21 protein-coding genes are annotated in these 22,215 nt (G+C 42.1%); 11 read left to right on the plus strand and 10 right to left on the minus strand.

Translation table 11 applies throughout. The features are described from left to right. Nucleotides 1-51: 51 nt before the first annotated feature. Entirely contained in the window at nt 52-1,608 is a 1,557-nt protein-coding gene (locus tag QNH36_RS11060; protein ID WP_283905221.1) for an amidase family protein, read from the minus strand. A gap of 648 nt (nt 1,609-2,256) precedes the next feature. Between QNH36_RS11060 and QNH36_RS11065 the strand changes: the two genes are divergently transcribed. The 3 genes from QNH36_RS11065 to QNH36_RS11075 all read left to right on the plus strand — a co-directional run bounded on the left by QNH36_RS11065 (nt 2,257) and on the right by QNH36_RS11075 (nt 5,266). Next, complete coding sequence (locus QNH36_RS11065) at nt 2,257-2,754, plus strand: DinB family protein (RefSeq protein ID WP_283905222.1); 498 nt, start codon at nt 2,257-2,259, stop codon at nt 2,752-2,754. Nucleotides 2,755-3,148: 394 nt separating this feature from the next. After that, complete coding sequence (locus QNH36_RS11070; RefSeq protein WP_251541518.1) at nt 3,149-3,805, plus strand: ArsR/SmtB family transcription factor; 657 nt, start codon at nt 3,149-3,151, stop codon at nt 3,803-3,805. Nucleotides 3,806-4,042: 237 nt separating this feature from the next. Next, nucleotides 4,043-5,266, plus strand: coding sequence for an MFS transporter (locus tag QNH36_RS11075; protein WP_251542304.1), 1,224 nt, complete (start codon nt 4,043-4,045; stop codon nt 5,264-5,266). Between the two features lie 260 nt (nt 5,267-5,526). Here QNH36_RS11075 and QNH36_RS11080 read toward each other — a convergent pair whose 3' ends face one another. From QNH36_RS11080 to QNH36_RS11105, 6 genes are all read right to left on the minus strand, one after another. Further along, entirely contained in the window at nt 5,527-5,769 is a 243-nt protein-coding gene (locus QNH36_RS11080) for an ATP synthase subunit c family protein (protein WP_222125061.1), read from the minus strand. Nucleotides 5,770-6,006: 237 nt separating this feature from the next. After that, nucleotides 6,007-7,340 (minus strand): IS3 family transposase gene (locus QNH36_RS11085; protein WP_481825309.1). Its coding sequence is split into 2 segments (ribosomal slippage): nt 6,007-6,927 and nt 6,930-7,340, totalling 1,332 coding nucleotides; the frame shifts between segments, so codons are not numbered across the junction. 255 nt (nt 7,341-7,595) lie between these two features. Then, complete coding sequence (locus tag QNH36_RS11090; protein WP_144475784.1) at nt 7,596-7,985, minus strand: hypothetical protein; 390 nt, start codon at nt 7,983-7,985, stop codon at nt 7,596-7,598. A 3-nt stretch (nt 7,986-7,988) separates the two neighbouring features. Then, nucleotides 7,989-9,380 (minus strand): HAMP domain-containing sensor histidine kinase, encoded by a 1,392-nt coding sequence (locus QNH36_RS11095; protein WP_283905224.1) that lies wholly within the window; start codon nt 9,378-9,380, stop codon nt 7,989-7,991. Next, nucleotides 9,377-10,048, minus strand: a complete 672-nt coding sequence (locus QNH36_RS11100) for a response regulator transcription factor (protein WP_283905225.1) — start codon at nt 10,046-10,048, stop codon at nt 9,377-9,379. The genes QNH36_RS11095 and QNH36_RS11100 overlap by 4 nt, the downstream gene beginning before the upstream one ends. 47 nt (nt 10,049-10,095) lie before the next feature. Then, a complete protein-coding gene (locus QNH36_RS11105) occupies nt 10,096-12,216 on the minus strand; it encodes an MMPL family transporter (protein ID WP_283905226.1) in 2,121 nt (706 codons plus the stop codon). 218 nt (nt 12,217-12,434) lie between these two features. On the opposite strand from QNH36_RS11105, the gene QNH36_RS11110 reads away from it, so the two are divergent. Continuing rightward, nucleotides 12,435-12,875 carry a DUF4275 family protein gene (locus QNH36_RS11110; protein WP_283905227.1) on the plus strand — a complete coding sequence of 147 codons (441 nt, stop codon included), beginning with the start codon at nt 12,435-12,437 and terminating at the stop codon, nt 12,873-12,875. Between the two features lie 128 nt (nt 12,876-13,003). Here QNH36_RS11110 and QNH36_RS11115 read toward each other — a convergent pair whose 3' ends face one another. Beyond that, nucleotides 13,004-13,894 carry a hydroxymethylglutaryl-CoA lyase gene (locus QNH36_RS11115; RefSeq protein ID WP_283905228.1) on the minus strand — a complete coding sequence of 297 codons (891 nt, stop codon included), beginning with the start codon at nt 13,892-13,894 and terminating at the stop codon, nt 13,004-13,006. Continuing rightward, nucleotides 13,894-14,562, minus strand: a complete 669-nt coding sequence (locus tag QNH36_RS11120; protein ID WP_283905229.1) for a GntR family transcriptional regulator — start codon at nt 14,560-14,562, stop codon at nt 13,894-13,896. The genes QNH36_RS11115 and QNH36_RS11120 overlap by 1 nt, the downstream gene beginning before the upstream one ends. Nucleotides 14,563-14,762: 200 nt before the next feature. Between QNH36_RS11120 and QNH36_RS11125 the strand changes: the two genes are divergently transcribed. The 7 genes from QNH36_RS11125 to QNH36_RS11155 are packed head-to-tail and all read left to right on the plus strand — an operon-like array spanning nt 14,763 to nt 21,689. After that, on the plus strand, nt 14,763-15,971 hold the full coding sequence (locus QNH36_RS11125; protein WP_251541505.1) for a CaiB/BaiF CoA transferase family protein: 1,209 nt from the start codon (nt 14,763-14,765) through the stop codon (nt 15,969-15,971). 13 nt (nt 15,972-15,984) lie between these two features. After that, nucleotides 15,985-17,409: a 3-isopropylmalate dehydratase large subunit gene (gene leuC, locus QNH36_RS11130; RefSeq protein ID WP_283905230.1), complete on the plus strand. Its 1,425-nt coding sequence runs from the start codon at nt 15,985-15,987 to the stop codon at nt 17,407-17,409. Further along, nucleotides 17,406-17,996, plus strand: coding sequence for a 3-isopropylmalate dehydratase small subunit (leuD, locus tag QNH36_RS11135; protein ID WP_283905231.1), 591 nt, complete (start codon nt 17,406-17,408; stop codon nt 17,994-17,996). The genes leuC and leuD overlap by 4 nt, the downstream gene beginning before the upstream one ends. A 35-nt stretch (nt 17,997-18,031) precedes the next feature. After that, a complete protein-coding gene (locus tag QNH36_RS11140) occupies nt 18,032-18,292 on the plus strand; it encodes a hypothetical protein (protein WP_251541499.1) in 261 nt (86 codons plus the stop codon). Next, nucleotides 18,289-19,794, plus strand: a complete 1,506-nt coding sequence (locus QNH36_RS11145; RefSeq protein ID WP_251541497.1) for a sodium:solute symporter family protein — start codon at nt 18,289-18,291, stop codon at nt 19,792-19,794. The genes QNH36_RS11140 and QNH36_RS11145 overlap by 4 nt, the downstream gene beginning before the upstream one ends. A 35-nt stretch (nt 19,795-19,829) precedes the next feature. Continuing rightward, complete coding sequence (locus tag QNH36_RS11150; protein ID WP_481825310.1) at nt 19,830-21,077, plus strand: MFS transporter; 1,248 nt, start codon at nt 19,830-19,832, stop codon at nt 21,075-21,077. Nucleotides 21,078-21,092: 15 nt separating this feature from the next. Next, nucleotides 21,093-21,689, plus strand: a complete 597-nt coding sequence (locus QNH36_RS11155) for a flavin reductase family protein (RefSeq protein ID WP_283905232.1) — start codon at nt 21,093-21,095, stop codon at nt 21,687-21,689. 129 nt (nt 21,690-21,818) lie between these two features. Here QNH36_RS11155 and QNH36_RS11160 read toward each other — a convergent pair whose 3' ends face one another. Next, a complete protein-coding gene (locus QNH36_RS11160; protein WP_144475700.1) occupies nt 21,819-22,169 on the minus strand; it encodes a DUF2200 domain-containing protein in 351 nt (116 codons plus the stop codon). Nucleotides 22,170-22,215: the final 46 nt, after the last annotated feature.

Here is a 22,215-nt window from a genome sequence, read left to right on the forward strand (position 1 = left end):
CTTCAAAAACTTACGAGGATGGTTGGACTGACCTCTTTTTTATGGAGGTTCCTATTTTAGTTCAGGTGCCTTTCGATGGTTGGTTCCTTCTTGATAAGCGTAGGCTAGTTTAATCAATGTTGGTTCGTCAAATTCTTTTCCCAGCAGCTCGAGCCCGACCGGAAGGCCGTTGTCACTTAAGCCGGCAGGAACCGAGATTGCGGGGAATCCTGAATAAGGACTTAAGCGATTTGCATTCCCTGCACCCTGGCTTTTGCCTATCTGTGCCGGTAGAGCACTCGAAGTCGGATAGAGCAGTGCATCAAGCTCATGTTCATTAAACGTTGCCATTAAGCTTTCCCTTGCCATTTTAGGACGATTTGTAATAATGTCTTGATATTCCTGATCATTTTCTAATGATTCTCTTTCATTACGGGATTTCAAGCCACTTTCCAGACTTGGATGGAACTTCCCGCTTTCGATAATATCTGATAACGTTCTTACAGGTGCATCCGGTCCAAGGGCAGCCAAATAGTCATTTAACTGAAATTTAAATTCGTATCCGCTTAAGCTTGGATAAGAAAGAATTGAACTAAGATTGGGGACTGTTACCTCGAACACTTCTGCTCCAAGTACTTCCATGTCCGCAATCGCTTGATCCATTACTTTATTGACTTGAGGATCTTTCCCATACAGGTCGCGAATAACGCCTATCCGAGCTTTCTTTAATCCATTTTTCTTAAGGTAATGAGTATAGGTTTTGGGAACGTTTCCGTTACTGGCCTCTGTAACAGGATCTGCTGGATCATAGCCAGCAATGGCATCGAGCACGATAGCCACATCTTCAACGGTACGACCCATCGGTCCGCCGACATCCTGGGATAGTGCAAGCGGAATGATTCCATCCCGGCTTGCAAGTCCCATAGTAGGACGCAGTCCGACAAGGTTATTAAAGGACGAAGGTATTCGGATGGACCCGCCAGTGTCTGTCCCTAATCCGACAGTGGCAAAGTTGGAAGCAACCGCGGCTGCCGTACCACCGCTTGATCCTCCTGGGTATCTTGTTAAATCATATGGATTATAGGTTTGTCCGCCAAGGGAACTGATGGTTTGGAATCCGAAAGCAAATTCATGCAGATTCGCTTTGCCTAAGATGATTGCACCTTCATCTCTTAATCTTTTAGTTTGATATGCATCATTTAGAGGGACGGAGCCTTCAAGTGACAGGGATCCTGCAGTAGTTTGCATATCGTATGTATCATAGTTATCTTTTAATATAACCGGAATTCCATGCAAGGCTCCGCGAACTTTTCCCGCTTTTCTCTCTTTATCTAGTTGTTTCGCTTCTTCTAATACATTTTCGTCAAGCGTAATGATTGAGTTAATGCTGTCATCATAATCCTCTATCCGATTGAGATAGAATTGAACCAATTCCTCCGAGGTTAACCTCCCGCTCTGCATAGCATGCTGCAATTCAAATATTGTTGCTTCCTCAATCTCAATGGATAAAACTCTTTCAGCGGCGGGGCTTCCTGAATTAGCAACAGCATCTATTGGGGCTGCGTACGCCCCCAAAGCCATTACTAGAGCAATAAAGAAAACTATAAATTTGTTATACCAATTTTTCATACGGGACCCCTTTCATTTTCGGAATAATTAGAATATATCAATCTATATTTATACTGTATATAAGAGGAAGGTAATGAAATAACTGGTTATATAGGGAATATTGGCCATTAGGAAGGATTCATTTTATTCTACTTGAACAGGCAAGTTACGATGCCAAGTGCCTCAATAAGAAGTTTGAGAATTATCTTAAGCCTACCTTCAAGGGGGACTGAATAAAATGATAAAGGGATGTTTAGGAAGTTAACTTAAAGCATGAAAAAATAAAATGTACCCTTTAGAGTAGATAGCTAAAAGTTTTCCCATATAGAGTACTTTATTTGTCGTGATGAAGGAATGAAAGCTGGATTAGCCGAATAAGTCATAGTTATCAATGTGTATTTTCAAAATAAAAGAAGGGAGACAAAATTGTTTAGTTAAATGGGAGACAATCTTATTTTATGCGAAAGAATGACACTTTGTACTGAAGTTATTGCCTCCGGAAATTTCGAATTATCCTGCCATGTTGGAGAGAAGTAGAACTAGGTCAGTAAGTAGTGTGAAATATTGTAGGAACCAATTAATTTTTAGGACCATTAATTTATACCATAATCATTTTTTTTCCTGCTTTAAGTTTTAAAGATTACATTAAACAGTAAGGAGATTGATAGTATGAAAGGTGTAACCAACATATTTTTAGAACAACTCGACATGCATTTCCACGAGAACGAATGGTTTGCATCAATAGATCAGGCGCTTCATGGAGTCGTCGCAGCTGAAGCAGCATGGACAAGTTCGGGAATTAGCAATTCGATTTGGCAGATTGTTAACCACTTGATATTTTGGAATGAAGACGTAATCCATCGAATTAATGGTACAGAGAATCCACAAAAGGCAGAAGAAAATGAAACAACCTTTGGAAATCCAGGGAATCCAGAAGACGAAATTGAATGGGCTAGGACAGTGCAGCGCCTTAATGAAGTTATGAATGAATTAAAAACGGTCATTGCGGACCTGGACGATGAAAAGTTAAAAGCTCCTTATGCAGCTGACAGATACTCCATTGAGCGTTTACTTAGCAATATCATGATGCACGATACGTATCATCTCGGCCAAATTGTTCTGTTGCGAAAGTTGCAATCCTCTTGGGGTGGCGTTGATTGGTCCTAAAGAGCCATAATCAATGCCTGTTATTCATCCTAGGACGTAGAAGTAGTGTTGACGTTGCTTAGCCATTTTCATTTTATATGGTAAAACGGTCAAGAGGTCGGAGGGATATTAGGAGCAATTTATATTTCCGCTTTTTGTTATTTGGTGCAAATTGAATATCAAAGGAAAAATTAAAATCGAAATTGGAGCTGTCGTTTAGACAGCTTTTTTTAACCTAAGAAGAAATCGATTAAGTAGTAAACTGATGAAAATAAAAAACTTAAATACTAAAACCATGCCAAAAGGTAAAACTATGGCATGGTTTTATTAATGTTGGAAATTAAACGCATTTACAAAAATAAATTCATGTGATACTATTCAACCAATCAGTTGAATAGTCGAATGGATTTTGGAGGTGGTCTATATAGAAGCTCGGGAATTTAAAGATTTCGTATACGGAGAGTTCGCCCGGATTGGAAAAGCGATTTCCAGCCCAAAGAGAATTGAACTGCTTGACCTGCTAACTCAAGGGCCAAAAACAGTGGAAGCTTTAGCAGCGGATACTCAAATGAGCATAGCTAATACATCCAAACATTTGCAAACCTTGCTTGATGCGAAGGTCGTCACATACTCAAAGGATAAAAACTATGTGATCTATCGACTGGCAAGTGAACAGGTGTTAATGTTTGTTTTGGCTTTAAGAGGGACAGCGGAGGACCGCATATCAGATGTAAATAAAGTTAGGGAAGGCCACATTCTAAGAGAAAATTCACTAAGTTCTATCTCGCTTGAGGAATTAGATGAAAAATTGAATAGGAATGTTATTACCTTATTGGATGTAAGGCCAGTTGAAGAATATAAGCACGATCATTTGCCTCATGCCTTATCAGTCCCTATTTCGGAACTTGAAGACCACCTTGACTCATTGCCAAAGGATAAAGAAATTGTGGCATACTGTCGCGGACCATATTGTGTTTATGCGACTGAAGCGGTAGAACTTTTAAAGTCAAAGGGTTTTCGTGCCACCTTACTTGATGCGGGAATAAATGAGTGGAAGCAGATCCAACATTAAATCATAGGAGCAAGAAAAATGTTATTTCGTCAATATTAAAATGAATCCGTTCCAGCATCATATTAGTTTGGCTGCGCAAGTCTTTCCGCGGAGTGCTTGTAAATGGATTTGCCCGGTTCATGACGGAAAATGTTCTGCCACAGCCAGAGAATTTCAAGGAAATGAGAAAAGAGAATCAAGGAAGGTAATAATTAAAAGCCTGATTTTTTAAAGCTTTCTTCATGGAGGGTTATATTGATGCAACCTAAAATCGGAATTAAGGAAAACATCCTTCAGTTCGTCTTATTAGTTGTAACCAACCTGTTTGTTGGTTCGATGGTCGGGATTGAACGGACAGTTCTTCCTTTGCTGGGAGAGGAACAGTTCGGTCTGGCATCTGCCAGTGCTGCATTATCCTTCATAATCAGCTTTGGATTTTCTAAAGCCATTGTAAACTATTTCGCAGGACAAATTGCGGACCGGCTTGGACGTAAGAAAGTATTATTACTCGGTTGGTCTGTAGGTCTTTTCGTGCCAATCCTCATTATATTTGCACATGCATGGTGGGTCATCATTGTAGCGAATATCCTGCTCGGGATTAACCAGGGACTGGCATGGTCGATGACGGTGAATATGAAAATTGATATATCAAAGACAAACCAGCGCGGTACCGCAGTAGGTTTGAATGAGTTTGCTGGTTATTCTGGTGTGGCGATTATGGCTGCTGTTTCAGGATATATTGCCTCATCTTATTCATTAAGGCCAGAGCCATTCTATGTTGGAATCGCCATTGTAGTGGTAGGGATTCTGCTATCATTAATTGTTAAGGATACAGGAGAGCATTTAAAGCTTCAAATCTTAAGAAATGGAGCAGGAACTTCTGAGCTGACTAAATCAGCAAAAGAAGTATTTGCGCAAACAACTTGGAAGGATAAAAGTCTATCAAGCATCAGCTTTGCTGGATTATCCACGAATTTGAAGGATGGAATGGCCTGGGGTCTATTTCCGATCTATTTCACTGCCGCTGGGTTAACTGTCGGGCAAATAGGTACGATTGTAGCTGTATATCCGGCTGCCTGGGGAATCTTTCAATTATTCACTGGGACATTAAGCGATAAGATTGGCAGAAAAGTACTAATAACATACGGCATGTGGACACAAGCTGCTGCATTATGGTTAATTCTCGCTGCTGATCAATATTGGTTGTGGATTGCAGGGGCAATGTTACTGGGGCTGGGAACTGCAATGGTTTATCCAACATTGCAGGCTGCGATAAGCGACGTTGCTGGACCAGAATGGAGGGCTTCCTCAATGGGAGTCTACCGTTTCTGGCGTGATAGCGGCTATGCATTCGGTGCATTAATGGCTGGTATCATTGCAGATATTTTAGGGGTCAATTGGGCAATTGGGTTAGTTGCATTACTACCTTTTCTTTCTGGCGTGCTATCAAAAGTGAGACTACAGGAAACGAATAATTATTGATTGGATAGGAACAGTGAACTCATGAAGGTTTCTGCTCCTTTTTGTAATCTATTCAGTATTGGTAAAAAGCAATATGAATTTAATGAAGAGAAGATGTTAAAGGACATTCCAGGGTTTTCGATTCTTTTATTGAGGGAGCTATATTGTAAAAGAAGAAAAAATGATTGAAGAATATTTATAAAGTATCTGCGTGCTTCTTCATATTCATTGGTCATCCCCAGACTGCAAAAAGTAGTGGCGTAAAACCACTACTCTCTGACTCAATCTTTATGATCTCCACAATTATGAATCCTTAATGCAACCTTTGCTAATAAAAAAGCCAAAATCAATTCAGGAATCACAACTAAAAAGAACAGAACATTCGCGATCCTATCTGTTGCCTCAGGCTGCCTCGCTATTCCTTCTAAAGCTGCAGCGCCTGCAACCCCAAGACCATAGCCTATTCCTATAAAACCCAATAAAGCCAGCCCAGCTCCTATACAGCATTGGATGAAAGTTTTCATGATATCACCTTCTCTCAATATAGTCATTTAACAATATATTCAAGAGCTCATGAGCCCGCGCCGACTAGTGTCCATCTTTAGCGCTTAAGGTAAAGCTTAATCAGTTCTTGCTCGCTGAGTTTCACCTACGCATCTCCTTAGGAGAGCAAAAAACTCAATAGGTGACTGATCTGGTAAAATAAAAAAACTCAGGGCTATTTAATCTGTACCCCTTGTAAAGGACATTTATAAAAAAAGCTAGGCTACTTTAAGAAGATGATCTCTGTATTGAACAGGGGTCATCTTTTTCATATTCCATTGATATCTGCAGTGATTGTAGTAGTGAATGGCAGCTTTCACTTCCTGTTTTAGCTCTTCTAAGGTTTCACATGATTTTATATCAGCCAGGTCCTTAAAATGACCAAAGAATGATTCCTGTGGGGCGTTGTCCCAACAGTTTCCTCTCCTGGACATGGATTGTCCTAATCTGAATTTTTTCACCAGCTTTTGATAAACAGGGCTGGTGTAGTGACCTCCCTGATCAGAGTGGATATAAGCTCCTTTAGCCAGTTTGATTCTTTTGTTTTTCTTTAACTTCTTAAGTGTATCTGTAGCGATATCAAGAGTAACTCGATCAGAGACCTGATGAGCTAAGACCTCATTAGTGGAAGCGTCAATAATGGTTGATAAATAAGCCCTTTTTCCTTTCCCGAAATATAGGTAGGTGATATCCGTAAGGAGGACCTTGTAGGGGATTCCCTGTTTGAATTCCCTGTTAAGCTGGTTTGGGACGACCTTGTGCTCCTGGGTAGCCTTCATGATGCGCTTATAAGGGTTCGCTCTCCTAAAAGGACTTTCAATTCCGTACTTCTTCATGATTCTTCTTATTCTCTTAAGGTTGAAGACAACACCAAACTGACCTGCCAATACCATCTTTATTTGGCGTGCCCCTTTCTTGCGGTTTTTGAAATTGTATGCTTTTAATATTAAGTCCCGAAGGGCTTCATCTTTTATCTCCATTGCCTTTCTTCGTTCAACTTGTTTAGCTGAGAAATAGTTATAGTAACCCTGACGGGACACACCAGCTACTTTACAGAGGTGAGAAACCATTCCTTTTAGATTGTATTTCTCGATGACGGAATGAATAAGGTTGAATTTCTGATCAGCCGATAACTTTATTTCTTCTTCATCCCCCTTTCGGCGAATCGTATCTTTTTTAAAAGTTCGTTCTCTGCTTTCAATAGATTAGTTTCTGCCTCTAACCTTGCATATTTTTCTTCAATGGAAAGCTCTCGTTCCCTTGGTCTGCCTGTGTTTCCGGACCTTGTATCACGAAGGCCAAGCACTCCATTTTTCCGATAGGCTTCACGCCATCTTTTTCCTGAAGAACGAATACGATCAATACCAATGACTTCTTCATCAAACCCACACTTCTCAAAGATTTCTCTAGGGGTCTTTCCCTGTTCATTTTGTGTTATGAATAGTTCCTTGAACTCTTCAGTATAAGTAATCCCCTTTGAGGATACTGATTTAACATAAGTATTTTTAGAAAGTATTTGAATCTCTTTTTCCGTGAATAATTTTTTACTCATAATTGTTCTCCCGTCCCCATTTTTAATCTATTGTACATAAAAAGACCCTGTGCAGTGGACTTTTTTTAAAGTGTCTACTACACAGGGTACAGTTTAATTAAGCCTCTGAGTTTCTTTGGAAATATAGTTATTTGCAAGCTATATGAGAAGAATACTGTTTAAACGTATTTAAAACCGAACCTGTTTCTCTAATTTAGTGGGTCATTTCTTATTCAATGCAGTCCCAGATTAGCGAATTTGCTAGCTTACATTATCCTAGTTCTTCTCAATAAAAAACGTAACGACGACAAACAGGATAAAGGCCAGCAACAGCAATGATCCGCCGACGATGAAAAGGACCATTACGAATGTTTCGCCCAGATTGAATGGGTTGAGGTTGTACATCCACATTCCGACAGTGAGTCCTAGTGCACCGACCATACCGGTAATGCTGTGGATGGATACGAGTTTTTTATATTTGATTTGATAGTTTTTGTAAAAAATACCCCAGGCGAATACGGATAGCCAGCCGACAAGCAGAATATGGGCGTGGATTGGGCGCATGGCATAGTCGCCGGCACCTGCCATATGTGAGCCCATGAAAGTTCCAATCAGTCCAAAGATCGCTGCGAATCGTATTAGTCGAATACTCCAAGTTTGTTCCATTTTTTATTCCTCCGTCTGTTTTTCTATAGGGAGCTTTATTGTAAAAGTCGTACCTTTTTGAATCTCGCTCTCCACTTCAATTTTTCCGTTGTGCAATTCAATAATATGTTTGACAATCGACAGGCCCAAACCGGTTCCATCTTTTTTGCGTGCGGCATCGACACGGTAAAATCGTTCGAAAATCTTCGAGGCCTGATCCAGGCTCATTCCGATTCCGCTATCCTTGAATGTGATGTTGATGGCTTCATCGGTTTGCGCAAGCTGGATAAAAATGCTGCCTTCAGGTTGATTGTATTTAATCGCATTTGTTAAAAGGTTGTCCCATACCGTCATCAATAGTTCGGGATCAGCAAGAATCGTGGCAGGGGGGAGGTGGTAAGAGATTTCGATCTCCTTTTCCTCCAATCGCCATTGATGCCTTCTGACAGTTTCCTTAATTTGCGTGTCAATCCTTGTAATTCCACGTTTCATCGGATACGATTTTTGATCAAGCGAGGTAAGAAGCAGCAATTGTTTCGTCAAGTTGGACAGCCGCTTGGATTCCTGGTCGATGATTTCAACATATTCACGATGCTCGTCGTCGAGCGCCTGCGTTTTTAACAGCTCCGCGTATCCCTGGATATTCATCAGCGGTGATTGAAAATCATGGGACACGTTATTGATAAAGGATTTTCTTGCTTCATCATTATGCTGCAATTGAACCTGCATCGTGCTGAAGCTCTCGGCAAGCTGGCCGATTTCATCCTTGCGATGGATGTTCAATGGGAAGTTGAAGTTTTCCCTGGTGATTTCCCTGGTTGCCTCTGTCAGCTTGGTGATTGGCTGGATCAAATGTTTGGCAAACCAGATTACCCCGGTAATACTCACGATGGAAACTGCGACAAAAAACCAGGCGAAAATGACATGCACATCGGAGAATAACAATTTGTTATTGGGCCTCAGGTACAACCCATAGTCCTCATCTCCAATTGTAAAGGGGACTCCGACCGTATTGCCAAGCTGGTTGGAAAAATGACTCATCATCCATGGCGAGGCGGAACTGTCCATTCCATGGTAGATTTTCTTCTGCTCTATAACCCTCTTTGCCTCAGCTGGCAGGTTCTTTTTCGAAAAAGGTTCGCCAAACTCAAACTCCTCGCCAGATTCACTTAAAACATATATTTGATACCCCAGTTTACTTATGGAATCCAAATAACCCGTGAAACTTAAGTGGGAGGTCGAGTGCATTTGCTCCAGACTTGAAGCAACCTCTTCGGCAACCTTTACATTTTGTGAGTCAATCCGTTCCTTTGTCGAAGTCATATATACCCAGTTGGCAAGAATGAAGGCAATCACGATGCTGATCCCGAGGATGAGCAGGGTGGCGATGATGAACTTCCTGTACAATGTCTTCACTTCAATTCCTCAAGTCTATAGCCAATCCCACGGATTGTTTGGATTTCTACAGTAGCCACATGCTTTTTAAGGCGATCTCGTATCCTGTTGATATGAGTGTTAAGCGTTTGTTCGCTGCCTTCATAATCTGCTCCCCACGCCTGCTCAATCAAGGACGCCCGTGGAGTGGTTTTATTCAACCGTGATGCCAGGATGCTGAGCAGCTCAAATTCCTTCAATGGAAACAGAATCGTCTCCTGATTGATTTCAACTTCAAAGCTGTTCCGGTCAATCTGCATATTACCCGCCTGGATCAACGAATCGACAGCACGCTGCATTCGCCGCAGGACAACAGCTACCCTGAACAAAAGTTCCTTCACTTCAAAAGGTTTTACAATATAATCCTCGCTGCCTGACAGGAACCCTTCTTCCTTATCACTCAGTTGACCCTTTGCGGTAAGGAGGATGACAGGGATTTCCCAATCATCGGTCAGGACTTTTGTCAGCTCGAAACCATTCATCCCGGGCATCATCACATCGACAATCGCCAGATCAACATTTTGCTTTTCCAATAAGGATAAAGCCTCCTCGGCATCATTGGCCCTGAAAACCTGGTATCCTTCCTGGGTCAAATGGATCGTCACGAGTCTTTGGATATTTATATCATCATCAACGACCAGGATTCTCATTGGTCATGCCTCCTTAAAAGGAAGGGGAGAGGAGGCCTCTCCGTTCCTTATTGAATCTCAGGACTTGTTTGTTTATCTTTTTCAAAGAAAAGGATTAGTGCCGGTAAAAGCATGCCGCGGACCAGGAAGGTGTCGATCAGGATGCCGACAGCGACCATGAATCCAAAAATGAACAGGTCAGCGATTGGCATTGTTGTCAGAGCAGCGAATGTAGCCGCCAAAATGACCCCTGCTGATGAAATGACACCGCCCGTGTTGCGAATGGAAATTTCCAAAGCATCTTTCACTTTGTGATTCTTACGTTCTTCGATAAAACGGGAAGCCAGAATAATATTATAATCGATTCCCAGGGCCACAAGGAAGATAAAAGCATATACCGGAACACGTGTGCTGATCGCATCATATCCGAACAGGGCGTCAATCAGGAATACACCGAGGCCAAGCGCAGATACATACGAAAGCAGGATGGTGGCCATCATGTAAATGGACATTTTCACACTTCGTGTCAGGACAACGAGCAAACCAAGGATCAGAGCTGTTTCCAGCAGGACGATCTTAAGGATGTCACCGTTGTTGACTTCTCGCTCATCGACAAGCTTCGGCGTGATCCCGCTGAAATAAGCGTCAGCGTTCAGCCCTAAATCATCGAGTATTTGAGGGGGATCGTCCCTTAGTTTTTCGATGTAGTCCATTGCTTCTATTGAGTATGGATTCATATCGAGTGCAATGCTGAATTTTGCCGCTTCGCCATTTTCTGTTAATCCTGCCGGACGAACCGAAGCAATTTCTTTTTCATCATTCAATGTATCTGAGATTTCCTTAACATTTTCTTCAGTTAACTTATTGTCGCTTTCAATCAACAGCGTGGTAGGGGCAAGTTCTCCCTTATCATATCTCTGTTCCACTATTTCATAACCGACACGGGAAGGCAAATCTTCAGGGAAGCTTTTCACCATGTCGAATTCATAGTCAAGATTGAAGACATTCAACGCGGAAAGGACGAGCAAAATTCCGACAATCCCTCCGGAAAGGCCAGGTTTGTTGACTACAAATTTGGCAATCGGTCCCCAGACCCCATGCTTAACTTCTGTTTCCTTCCCATACCTAGGAACCTTAGGCCAGAAAGCCTTGCGTCCGAATAGGGTGAACAATGCAGGCACCAGGGTAACGGAAGCGAGCATGATGAAGAACATAGCTGTTCCGAAAATCGGAGCAAAGTTCTGATAATCGCGGAAATCGGCGAACAGAAGCACAAGCATCGCAGCCAGCACGGTTCCGCCGGCAAAAAAGACAGGCTCCCCTGTTGCACGCATTGCATGCTTCATGGCATCGAATTTATTTTCGTAATGGTTCAGCTCTTCGCGGAAACGCGAGAAGACAAATAAAGAATAGTCAATGACTGCTGCGAAAAGCAGGATGCTCATGATTGAGGTCGTTTGGTTATTGATCTCCAATCCTCCTGCACCCATAAGGGCAACACTCTGGTTCACAACCTGATACACGATGACTGTCGCCAATAAAGGAATAATCGCCAGCAAAGGTGAACGATAAATGACAATCAACAGGATCAGGATGATTCCGACTGTAGCAAGTAACAACATGAAATCTGCCCGTTCAAACAGCTTAATGGTATCCCCAGCAATTCCTGCAGGACCAGTAATATAGAAAGAAGTGCTTTCAAGCTTGTCGGCGATACCTGTGCCAATTTCGGTTGCACGGTCATTGATCTTAGCATACTCATCATTGCCCAATCCCTGTTCCAGTTCCATCGGGACAATCATCGTCGATTTATCCTCGGAAATAAAACCGCTTAGCGCCTGAGGCGGGAGAGAGCGGGTATCAACGATGTTTCTGATTCCTTCGATATTCTCAGAAATAATGCCATCGAGGATTTGATTCACTTCATCAAGATTGATGTCCCCTTTTTCATTATGGAATACAAGAATACCCGGCGTGCCCTGTTCATTCGGGAAAAAATCCTCCGTTTTATTTTGCGCGATGATCGATTTTGCATCATCCGGGAGAGATTGAAAGTTGTTCACTTTGTAATCGCCAAGCTGAGGGCCTGCACTCAAGCCAACCATCAACACTAGCCAGGCGATGATCATAATCCACATCCCGCGTTTCGTTGAAACCCAGTCGGTGATGGAATAAAGCAATTTCTTCATGAATAATAGCCTCCTATGTTCGTTACTGTATCGAGTTTACCTTCAGCACTCGTTCTGGGAATTTAAGGGGTTAGGGGAGATTAGAACGAGTACTGAACATTGAACATCATAAACTATGAAAATAAACACAACCTCAACTTTCAGTTACAATTCATAAGAGGATTAATCTATCCAAAAGGCGAATGATGTAGTAATGGATAGTAAACAGGAGGCAAGGCATGGACTTCTTTCACAAACTAAAAAGCAAAAAAATACAAGTCAGCAAAACAAAAGAATACGGGAACGATTTAAGAAAAAAATGGGAGGAAGCATTCGTATCGCATTTGAGTCCTATGGAAAAAAAGCAGATTCATCTCCATACAGATAGCGGCTCAAGCGGATTTCTATGGCATGTGTTCAGTTATGAAAAGAGAGTGTGTGAGAAGGAAGAACAAGCGGTACTGGCATTCAATCAACAATATAAAAATACTTGCCTGATATTCTTCCAACATGCGGATGAGGTATTCCTTGTAGAGGAAGCATCCGATTTGAAGGCAGAGGACCTTCTGTTGGCTGATGGGGAGCATGCCGATTTATATATTGTCGATCGAGAATTTAAGTGGACATTTGTCGTCACCCATGAACATGGGTGGATCGGGCCGTTTTTTTGCAAATGTTGAGAAGGTCTCAAATTTTTCAATGAAGAAAAGTGAAAACAGCGAATTTAAAAGTCAAAAGTCCGATTCGATTTCGAATCGGACTCTTGACTTTCAGGCTGCTTGTTTAGACTATAATCCAGCGGTTTAAATTACGCCGAACAAACCCCTGCTTTCATTAACATCCCAGCTAATGGACGTTCCATATTGTGTTCCATCCATTGCGCGATTTCAATCAATTCTTCCAATTTAGTTCCAGTATGGATTCCCATGCTGTGGAACATATTGACCATATCCTCGGTACAAACATTTCCGACTGCATTAGGAGCAAAAGGGCATCCGCCTAGACCTGCGATAGAGGAATCGAATGAACGTATTCCTGCGTTATATCCGGCAAGAATATTAGCCAGGCCTAAGCCTCTGGTATTATGGAAATGAAGGCCAAGAGGGATTGATGTGCCAAACGCTTTAGTAAACTCCGATACAGCTGCTTGAACCTGGGCTGGGTTTGCCATGCCTGTTGTATCAGCTAGAGTAATTTTTTCGAAGCCGGCTTCAAGGAAGGCTTCAGCCGTTTTTAGAACCCTGTCAAAAGGGACATTACCTTCATATGGGCAGCCAAATGCTGTGCCCAATACACCCACTGCTCTCTTTCCAGCACTGATTCCTGCCTTCATTACCGAGGTTAACTCCTGAGTTGCTTCTTCAACAGTCCTGCGGGCGTTTTTTAAATTAAAGGTATCACTCGTTGTCGTCACTATATGAATCACATCGATGTCTGTCTTTACGGCCCGTTCGAGACCTGACTTGCTTAAAACTAAACCTGCATAGGTAATTCCATTGGATTTGGGAACTTGATTCATTACTTCCTCGGCATCCGCCATTTGGGGAACAACCCTTGGGTTTACGAATGAAACAGCTTCTATATAGGTAATTCCAGAATCGATCAACTTCCCTATCAATGTCACTTTGGTTTCTGTGGATAGAATTTTTTTCTCATTTTGCAGACCATCCCTAGGACCTACCTCGCAAATTTCCAGCATTAAGCATCCTCCTTCATAACATATTCATTTTTTATATCTTCCAAGTGCGCCATGACAATATCACGCCCCTGGTAAACATGCTCATGCATGGCGATTTTCGCTCTATCTGAATCTCGTTGCACTATTGCATCCAAAATCGTTTTATGTGTATCAAGGGACCTGCGGAGCTTGGAAGAATCGTACCAATAAAAAGAACGGAAAACTAAGGGTACAACCACTACTTTTGAAATATGGAAATAGATGTGCTCATTTTTTGAAGCAGTAACAATTGCTTCGTGAAATTGTTGATTTGCATGGACAATCTGTTCAATCGTAGAGGATTTATTTTCAATATAGCTTTCGATGGCTTTTTCATAAAAAAGATTTGCTTCCTTGATTTTGGCAATATTCTCATCATTCCTGTGAATGGCCGCCTGCCCAGCTGCATAACCCTCCAGCAGGGTGCGCAGGTCATAAATCTGCCTAATATCTTCTTGAGTGAATTGGCGCACACTCACTCCGCGTTTTAAAGAAATGATTAATCCTTCAGATTCTAATTGTTTTATCGCTTCTCTGACAGGAGTTCGGCTAATATTTAATTCCTTGGCTAAAGATTCCTCTGTAAGCCGCAAGCCGGGTTCAAATTTACCGGTAAGGATTGCGTCTTTAATAAATTCATATGCACTCATTTCAACACCTCAGTACCATTGTATACAAAAGCTTTTAATTATTGCAAGATTTTTCTGACAAATATACAGAGAACGTTGAAAATATTGGTGATTTTAAAAAACTAAAAATAAATTCTTGATTTATTGTATACAAAGGATTATGATTTTCGTAAGATTTCAGAATTTTGTCATTGTTTAATCAATTGCAAGGAGGTAGTAAATTGGCAGAAGTTAATGCAGCATTACCACTTTCAAACATAAGGGTCATTGAGTTAGGAACTCTTTTAGCTGGACCTTTTACAGGAAGACTCTTAGGTGATTTTGGAGCGGAAGTAATCAAGGTAGAGCCTCCGGGAAAATCCGATCCTATGAGAAGCTGGGGGAAGTCAAAAGATGGAGTCGGCCTCTGGTGGCCTATTCAATCGAGGAACAAAAAATCCATTACGCTTAATCTGAGAGTAGAAGAAGGCCAGGAAATATTAAAGGAATTGGTTAAGGAAGCAGACATTATTATAGAGAACTTCAGGCCAGGAACCATGGAGAAGTGGAATTTATCTTATGAAACACTGTCGGAGATCAATCCAAAATTAATCATGGTGCGTACTTCAGGTTTTGGACAGTCTGGGCCGTACAAGAACCGGGCAGGCTTTGGCAGTGTGGGGGAAGCAATGGGGGGACTCCGTTATGTGACCGGGTTCGAAGACAGGCCACCCTCTCGTGTCGGTGTTTCCATCGGTGATACATTGACTGCGTTATTTGCGACAATAGGCTGTCTTGTGGCCCTGCATGAAAGAGGCAGATCAGGCAAGGGGCAGGTCGTAGATACCGCTTTATATGAATCCGTCTTTTCAGTCATGGAAAGCATCATTCCGGATTACTTGCTGGCTGGTTATATAAGGGAGCGAATGGGCAATATCCTGCCTGGTGTGGCACCATCCAATATTTATTTTACAGGAGATAAAACATACATCGTAATCGGAGCCAATGCGGATGGTGTATTTCGAAGACTATGCGAAGCCATGGAACAGCCTGAGCTGTCTGATGATCCGAGGTTTTCCACACACCATGCCCGCGGTGAAAACATGAAGGTTCTCGATATGCTGATCGAGGAGTGGACTAAATCACTAACGGCTAAAGAAGCACTCAAAAGACTGGACGAGAAGGGGGTGCCATCTGGCCTGATTTATTCCGCCAAGGATATTCTAGAGGATCCACATTACCAGGCACGTGAAATGATCATTAAGATGGAACATCCTCAGCTTGGTGAGTTCCCAATGCCAGGTGTAGTACCGAAACTTAGCCGAACCCCGGGCCAGGTGAAGGAAGTAGGAGCCGAAACGATGGGAAAACACAACGAAGAGGTATACACAGGATTGCTTAAATTTGATGAAGCAAAAATAAGTGAGCTTCGGGACCGAAATGTAATCTAAGGAGGGGAGAACGTTGGGAAAGACCTTATATGAAAAGATTTGGGAGAGGCATACTGTCAAAGAGGAAACTGGGAAACCTACTATTCTGTATATTGATTTGCATCTCGTTCATGAAGTGACATCCCCTCAGGCTTTTGAGGGACTAAGACTCAAAAACAGGAAGGTAAGAAGGCCAGATTTAACCATTGCGACAATGGATCATAGTATCCCAACCAGGAATAGGTTGCTTCCTATTAAAGATGAGATTGCAAAAAAGCAAGTTGAAGCATTGGCTGAAAACTGCAGGGAGTTTGGTATTAAGCTGTTTGACTTATTCAGTCCTAATCAGGGGATTGTTCATGTGATGGCACCTGAGCTTGGCCTTACGCAGCCAGGACAAACAATAGTCTGCGGGGATAGCCATACCTCTACACATGGAGCCTTTGGAGCATTGGCTTTTGGCATTGGAACAAGTGAAGTGGAACATGTTCTGGCAACTCAGACACTTAAACAATATAAGGCTAAGACACTTGCAATAAACATCGAAGGGAATCTTCCACTTGGTACAGCTGCCAAAGATTTAATTCTAGCCATCATCGGAAAATTCGGGCACGACTTTGCTACAGGATATGTTGTTGAATATCGTGGGGAAGCGATTAAAGCGCTTACGATGGAAGAGAGAATGACTATCTGTAATATGTCCATTGAATTCGGGGCACGGGCAGGTTTAATTGCACCAGATCAAACGACACTTGACTATTTGAAAGGAAGGGAGTTTGCACCTCAAGGGGAAGAATGGAGTGAAGCAGAGTTATTCTGGAATCAGCTCTATACTGATGAGGATGCGCGATTTGATTTAGAAGTTCAGTTTGATGCCTCCACTGTTGTCCCGCAGGTTACCTGGGGAACGAATCCTGGACAGGTTTGCGGAATTACAGAAAGTGTTCCAAATCCGCATGACTTTGCTGAAGGGAAAAGAAAGGGTGTGGAAAAGGCACTCAAATATATGGGGCTTGAACCTAACACTCCAATCAGTGAAATCCCTATAGACACCGTGTTTATCGGGTCATGTACAAACAGTCGTCTAGAAGATTTGAGGAGAGCGGCAAAAATTGTTAACGGTTACAAGGTGAACGAACATGTCCGTGCTCTTATCGTCCCTGGGTCTCAGCTTGTAAAAGAGCAGGCTGAAGCAGAAGGGATTGACAATATATTCACCGATGCTGGTTTCGAATGGCGTGAGGCAGGTTGCAGTATGTGCCTTGGGATGAATGATGACATTGTCCTTCCTGAAGAGCGATGTGCCTCCACTTCCAACCGCAACTTTGAAGGACGCCAGGGCAGAAAGGCCAGAACCCATTTAGTCAGCCCGGAAATGGCGGCAGCTGCAGCGATCACCGGGTACTTTACCGATGTTAGGAATTGGAAAGTAAAAATGGATGAGGAGGTAGGATCTTGAGTGAGGCATTTGTAATTCACACAGGAAAGGTTGCTCCGTTGGATCATGAGAATATTGATACTGACGCAATTATCCCAAAGCAATTTTTAAAACGGATCGAACGTATGGGATACGGACAATTTCTTTTCCATGAATGGAGAGAACAGCCTGGATTTGTCCTTAATGATCCAGAGTACAAGGATGCATCCATTTTATTGACCAGAAAAAACTTTGGCTGCGGTTCTTCTCGGGAGCACGCACCCTGGGCGCTGACAGACTTTGGATTCAAGGTCATTTTGGCTCCTTCGTTTGCGGATATCTTTTATAACAATTCCTTTAAAAACGGCCTGTTGCCCATTGTTTTAGAAGAATCATTGATTGATCGCCTTTTTAAGAATGCTTCTGAGAAACCCGGATATAAATTAACGGTTGATTTACAAGAGCAGAAAATCAGCGATTCTGATGGAGTCTTTGCTTTCTTTGAAATTGAAGCTTATAGAAAGGAACTTTTAATAGAAGGGTTGGATGAGATTGGCACAACCCTTAAGGATGTGGAGAAGTTACTAGAATTTGAGAAACAGCATCGGATTTTTTATTCGATGGTGTGATCTATAAATTAATAACTATAAAGGCGGGTGGCGTAATGAAAACGAAGGAAATCAAGGAACCTATTCGTAAAAAATGGATTTGGATCCTGCTTGCTCTAAATGTGTTGCTGGTCGTGCCATGGTATTTTCCTAAGGGCGATGTTCAGCCGATTATCCTGGGCTTTCCGGTTTGGGCTTTCGTATCATTGGTTTTTTCACTTATTTTATGTGGTTATTCAAGCTGGCTCTGCATCACACAGTGGAATATTGTCGAGGACATTGAAGAAGCAGATAAAAAGAAGGAGGCAAATAAATGAATCTAACCTTTGCCGGTCCAGATGGAATTATCATTTTGAGTGTATTTGCCATTGCCATGTTATTAATCGGGTATTTTTCCGGTCGCGGAGAAACAAATTTGCATCATAGTCTTTCAAATTATTATTTAGCTGGAAAAAATCTTGGTTTTATTGCCTTATTCTTTACGTTATACGCTACGCAATACAGCGGAAATACCATCGTAGGTTATGCACCAACAGCCTACAGAACGGGATTTTCATGGCTGCAGTCCATTTCCTTCATGACAATCATCATAGGCATTTACTTGCTTTTCGCACCTAGACTCTATGTCATTTCCAAACGTCAGAATTTCGTAACACCGACAGACTGGCTCCAGTTTAGATTTAAATCCAAGGCTGTCACATTATTAAGTATATTCCTGATGCTGTGGGGCCTCGGCAACTATCTGCTTGAACAGCTTGTGGCAATCGGGCAGGCAGTATCGGGAATGACCGGCGGGACCATCCCTTATGAAATTGCCGTATTAGTCTTTGTTGTAGTTATGCTGGTTTACGAATGGATGGGCGGGATGAAGGCAGTTGCGTTCACAGACGTCCTCCAGGGAATCATCCTTATGATTGGTATATTTGTATTCCTTGGCGGAGCCCTCTACCTTGTCGGCGGCCACTTTCCGGATGTTACTAGATTTATTGCAGACACCGAGCCAGCAAAAGTGGCGGTACCAACAATGGATATTTCTATTAACTGGTTTAGTATGCTAGTTCTTGTAGGTCTTGGGGCTTCTATCTATCCTCATGCTGTACAGAGGATTTACTCTGCTGAAAGTGAGAGGACCCTTAAGAAATCTTTTGCCAGAATGGCATGGATGCCGCCAATCACAACGGGTCTTGTATTCGTTGTAGGTATCATTGGTCTAATGCTGTATCCGGGTCTTGATAAGAGTGGTTCCGAGCAGCTAGTTGGATTGATGGCTAATGATATTGCAGCAATTAATCCCTTCTTCTATTGGATGATGATCATCTTCTTTGGGGGAATTGTGGCTGCGATTATTTCCACTGCTGATTCTGTATTATTAAGCTTTTCATCAATGTTATCAAATGATGTTTATGGAAAATTCATTAACCCGGGCGCCAGCGAACATAAAAAAGTTATGGTCGGAAAAATCGGCGGGATTATTGCAGTCTTTGGATTGCTGTGGATAGCATGGAATCCTCCAGGAACATTGTATGATATTTTTGTACTGAAGTTTGAATTGCTTGTTCAGGTATTCCCTGCCTTCGTCCTTGGACTTTATTGGAAGCGCTTATCAGGAAAAGCTGTGTTTTGGGGAATGCTTGCGGGAGCAGTACTTGCTGGCTTCCTGACTCTTACTGGCCATAAAACGGTGTTTGGGATCCATGGCGGGGTCCTTGGATTAGGATTGAACTTCTTTGTATGCCTGGTTGGTTCACTGATCATTCCTGCAACAGCTAAATCTTCACTTAAGGATGAAGAACTGGCTGTACTGGAAATGAGGGCATAAAGACAAAAATCCTTTTAATAAAAGAGATGATGCAATTGAATTTGTTATTAAAAAATAAGGCGGTTGAAGTGAAGGAGCCATGGCGAATGCTGTTATGGCTCCTTGCCGCTCAAATCATGGTGGCTTTTATCGGAAGGAGCCTGGGACCGCTGGGAGTGTTAATCGGTATGGACCTTTCCCTCTCAAAGGCGCAAATTGGGCTGCTTCCTTCTGCATTATTTTTAGGGCAGTCGATAAGCTCTATTCCTGCAGGTTTTTTGGTTGACCGCGTCGGTTCGAGAAAGCTGTTATTGATTATTTCCCTTTGTACCGGAATCAGCTTTTTATTCATGACGATGAGTTCCCATTTTGCGTTGATTATGATATTGGTCATGATAGGCGGTTTAGGCTATGGAGCCATGCATCCGGTTACGAATAGGGGAATCATATACTGGTTTTCACTGAAACAGCGGGGAACCGCTATGGGAATTAAACAAACTGGGATAACTGGAGGGGCAGCATTAGCGAGTCTATTGCTCTTACCTGCAGCAGTAGCGTTTGGGTGGAGGCCAGTTCTCTTTTTTGCCTGTTTTCTGCTTATAATAATTGGATTCGCAGCGTTTAAAGGTTATCGGGACCCTTTGGAAGCACAAACCAGCAAACAGGGTTCCATTAAAAGTATGTTTAGATCTCTATTACAATTATTCCGACATAAACAGCTTTTATTAGTAAGCCTCAGTGCCACTGGACTGAATGGCTCACAAATGTGCTTAACCACATACCTGGTTCTCTTTGCACATGAACACTTTCACCTTTCTATCGTCATGTCAGGGATGCTGCTGTTGATTTCTGAAGTAAGCGGCTCAGCTGGCAGGGTAGCATGGGGCATGATCAGTGACAGGATTTTTAATGGGAGACGGATTATCATTTTGATCATGATTGCCATCATAACGGCAATATGCAGTGTGACCGTAACATTTTTACCCCAGCATACTCCTTTTATAGGGCTCGTTCCAATTATCTTACTATTTGGGTTTGCCGTTTCAGGTTTCAATGGGATCTGGATGAACTTGGCCTCTGAACTTGTCCCAAAGGAGTTTGCTGGAATTTCGAGTGGGTTCAGTATTTTATTCGGTTCTGCCGGAGTAATCATCATGCCGCCTTTATTCGGATATCTCATCGACAGGAGCGGCACCTATATGTATGGCTGGTATTTTATTAGCTGCTTGATGATAGCAGTGTTAATTTTGCTTTTTATTTTGAGAAAACAGCAACAATCAGTTTCAACGATAACTGAGACATAAAGGGAGGAGCCTTCATTGAAATTTAATCCTGACGACCTTTCTACAAAGGAAATGTATAAGCTATTGACCGGTTCAGTTGTTCCGCGTCCAATAGCATGGGTTTCAACCATTTCTGAAGATGGCGTGCACAATCTCGCGCCATTTAGTTTTTTTACCGTTGCTTCAAGACAACCCCCTATGCTTTGTATTTCTATCGGACCTGGGGTAGGTGAAAGAGAAGGCACTGAAAAGGATACATTGGTTAATATTCGTTCAAGCAAGGAATTTGTCATCAATATTGTTAGTACGCCACTCGGTAATGAAATGCAAAAAAGCTCAGAAAATCTTCCGGAAAAGATTAATGAATTTGATGAAGCAGGACTTTCTGCCATTAAAAGTGATTTGGTAAAACCGATGAGGATCAAAGAATCACCGATTAATATTGAATGTAAGCTTGAACAAATTATCCCGCTTGGCAGTGACAATCTTATTATTGGAAGAGTAGTAAATTACCATATCCGTGATGAATTTTATCTTGGAAATTATAAAGTTGATTTAGAGAAACTTCAGCCGCTTGGAAGGTTGGCGGGGAATTACAGCGAAAGTAAAGAATTTTTTACGCTGCCCAGATGAATGGGTTAAGCCATCCCTATGATTTGCGCATTGGATATCGAAACGTGACAAAAAGAGACAAACTGAGAATTCTTTCTCGTTTTGTCTCTTTTTAATCTCTTAAATTCATCTTTTATTCTACTTAAATGATTATTTCCTTAAAATCTTTTCCATCGCTTTTCCCTTTGCCAATTCATCGATCAGCTTGTCCAAATAGCGAATTTCCCTCATGGTCGGTTCTTCGATTTCTTCCACTCGAACACCGCAAATGACACCTTTGATTAAAGTCCTTGAAGGATTAAGTTGGGGAGCGTCGGCGAAGAAGGTCTCAAAGTCTGTCTGTTTTTCCAGCTGTGATTCCAACTCTTCCTGGGTATAACCGGTCATCCAACGCATGATTTCATCCACTTCAGTTTTTGTACGTCCTTTTCTTTCCGCCTTCTTCACATAATGAGGATATACACTTGCGACACTCATTGTAAAGATCTTATGTTTGCTCATGGCATATTCTCCCTGATTTGTTTTACTTCATTATAGTATGAAAAAT

The sequence above is a fragment of the Mesobacillus sp. AQ2 genome (assembly GCF_030122805.1).
In the GTDB taxonomy this organism is placed as follows: Bacteria; Bacillota; Bacilli; order Bacillales; family Cytobacillaceae; genus Mesobacillus; species Mesobacillus oceanisediminis_A.